Origin of the sequence: Bradyrhizobium sp. (assembly GCF_049691595.1) — a bacterium.
Classification (GTDB): Bacteria; Pseudomonadota; Alphaproteobacteria; order Rhizobiales; family Xanthobacteraceae; genus Bradyrhizobium.
The window spans coordinates 1-2,590 of sequence record NZ_JBAVNZ010000185.1 but is presented as its reverse complement, the minus strand read 5'-3'; the positions used below and the strand labels follow the sequence as shown (position 1 = coordinate 2,590).

The 2,590-nt window shown below is 64.6% G+C and carries 2 protein-coding genes and 1 pseudogene; all 3 read right to left on the bottom strand.

Translation table 11 applies throughout. The features are described 5' to 3' along the window. On the bottom strand, positions 1–808 hold an 808-nt coding region (locus WCE35_RS08450; RefSeq protein ID WP_424592892.1), incomplete at its 3' end, for a lytic murein transglycosylase. Positions 809–1,168: 360 nt separating this feature from the next. Beyond that, a complete protein-coding gene (locus WCE35_RS08445) occupies positions 1,169–1,564 on the bottom strand; it encodes an MAPEG family protein (protein WP_424592891.1) in 396 nt (131 codons plus the stop codon). 143 nt (positions 1,565–1,707) lie between these two features. Beyond that, positions 1,708–2,590: pseudogene (locus tag WCE35_RS08440) on the bottom strand (M23 family peptidase); the annotation flags it as partial.

The window sequence follows — 2,590 nt, the reverse complement described above, 5'->3', positions numbered from 1 at the left end:
CCGCATAGGTCCGGCTGCCGCCCGAGGCCGCACCGGGCGCGCGCACCTCATGGCCCCAATGTTCGCCACGGTGATATTTGCCGCGATTGACCAGAAAGCGCGCGCTGGAGCCGAGCGCATCGTCGGGCTTGCCGAACGGCGACACCCGGCCGTCCCTGTCGTAGTCCATGCCGACATTGAGCCAGACTTCGGGCATCCACTGCGTATGGCCCATGGCGCCGGCCCAGGAGCCGCGCATTTCCTCCGGAGTGCCCCAGCCGCGATCGACGATTTTCAATGCGTTGATCAGCTCGGTCTCCCAATAGGCGCGGCGGCGCGGCTCGTTCCAGGCCAGCGCGGCGAGCGAGGGAAACACCGGCCGCATGTGGTTCTGCTGCACCAGCGGATCGCCATAGGCGGATTCGACGCCCCACAGCGCGAGCAAGGTGCCGCGCTCGACGCCAAAATCCTGCTCGATCCGCGCAAACAGCGCCTCGTTCTGCTTCAGCGCTTCCTTGCCGGCGATGATGCGCCAGTCGGAGGCGCGGCGATTGATGTATTGCCAGATCTGCTCGTTGAACTCCGGCTGCTTAGCCATCTGCCGGAACACGCTCATGTCGGGCTCGATGCGGCCCATCACCCGGATCCAGGTCGCATCCGAAATGCCTTTTGCCAATGCGCGAGCGCGAAAATTGTCGCGCCACTGGTCGAAGCCGGGCGGCGCTGCGGCCAGCGCCGCGCGCCGATCGGTGAGCAGGGCGCCGGCGCCGATGCCGGCTTGCAGAACGGCGCGGCGGGTAGGGAGGCTCAGAGAATCAGGCGGTTTCATCGGGCCAGTGTAGCGGCGCTGCAAGCATGGACCAAAAGTCATGACGCCGCAGGATCAGCTATCCCGGAAATCTGTGGCGATTTTGGACAGCCAGTGCCGGACCGTGACTTGCGCGCTGGCGCTCGGCCCTGCCGCCAGCCGCCGCTCCAGCCTTTCATCCGATCCTACCGGCGCGGCAAACGTCGTAAGCATCGGGGATTTGGCCAACTGCGAGGCTTGTCCGCAGGCAAGCGGGCTTCACCATCGATGTCGACAGGAAATTCCCAGAGCCGCGACGGGGCCGACAAGCCGATAACAAGACGCGCGGGCGCCTTGCGGCATCCCGCGCGTCCGTTGTTCGATCGCGTCGTCCTTCCGAAACTACTTGATGAGCTCCCAGAAAATTCCGAGCTCGGCGACAAATGCCAAAGTGAACAGGATGGTGCGGAGATAGGGAAGCCCGGCCCAATACACGACGGCGTGGGCGAGCCTCAGCCAAAAGAAGCTCGCCGACCAGAGCGCGGTCATCGCGTTCGCCTTGCCGGTCAGGTGTGCGACGACAACAAGCGCGGCAAACGGCGCAAAGACCTCGATCGCATTCAGATACACCCGATGCGCGCGATGCCCCCAGGAAGGCACCGGCCGCGGCAGCGCGGGATCGACGTAGTTGGCCGGTTGCAGCGGCCCGTTGGTCGTCACCTGGCAGACAATATAGGGGATCCAGAGCGAGGCGGTCAGTATCGCGGTATAGATCAGGTATTTGAGGTCGGTTGTCACCTTGTCCTCCTTGGTTGGTTGCCTGGCTTCGCGGTTGCGATCCGATTGGCCAGTACAGTCGTTCGAGCCGGGGCAAAACCGACAGGGTTCGAAATATTTTTTGGGAGACGGAATTGATGCCGGCCATCTGCGAACCTTTGATCTTAGTTACCACCGCCTTCCTGCGGGTCCAGATGCTGGATCACGTCCTCGGGCAAGGCGTGCGCAACCGCGGCGACCGACTCGATGGGGTCGGGACCGATCTCGCGCCCTCGGCCATGGATCAGGCGCTCATAGGCCGAGACCAGGGTGGTGTAGGGGTTGACCCAGAGCCAGCCGTCGCGCGTGAACACTTGGACGTCGAAATGCAGGTGGCGGGAGGTGCCGTTGGGGCGATCGAGGTAGTTCGAAACCACGCCGATCTTTTCGCCTTCCGCGACGCGGCGGCCATTGAGAACGCGGTCGGCGTCCATGCTTGACGGGTTCATGTGCATGTAACGAAAACGGATGTGCTCGTTGGCGGTGTTGACCTGGAGCGTCGCCGTCTGCTGCTTCAACGAGCGGATCAGCACGCCGTCGCGAACCGCGACGATCGCCTGCCGCTTGGCATCGCAGCTTTCTCCGCCTTCGCCGTTCGGCGGGCATGCGCCGGGACGGATATCCTGCCCCTGATGGCCGAATCCGCCGGCGCATTGTCCGACCTCGAAACTGCGCGGCTCGCAGAAATTGTCGCGCCAGGGATAATCGGCGGCCGACCCGTCCAGTTTGCGTTTCCTCAGCGATTGCGAGCGGGCGAACGCCGGCGCTTTCTCGAGCGGAAACCGGATCTGCGAATAGGCGGTCGCGTCGAAATGGCCGCCATGTTTGCGGGCGCCGCGGTTGGCGATGATGTCGCCGCTCGGGCGATAGGTGAAATCGGGCGAGGCGGCGGCGGGCCGTTCGGCGATGTCGGAAGAGATATCAGAGCGCGGTCGCGAGGGCTGGCCGCCGGCGATGCGCAGCGCCTTCAGGAAACGCTCGGCGACGGGATAGGCCTCGCCGCACGCC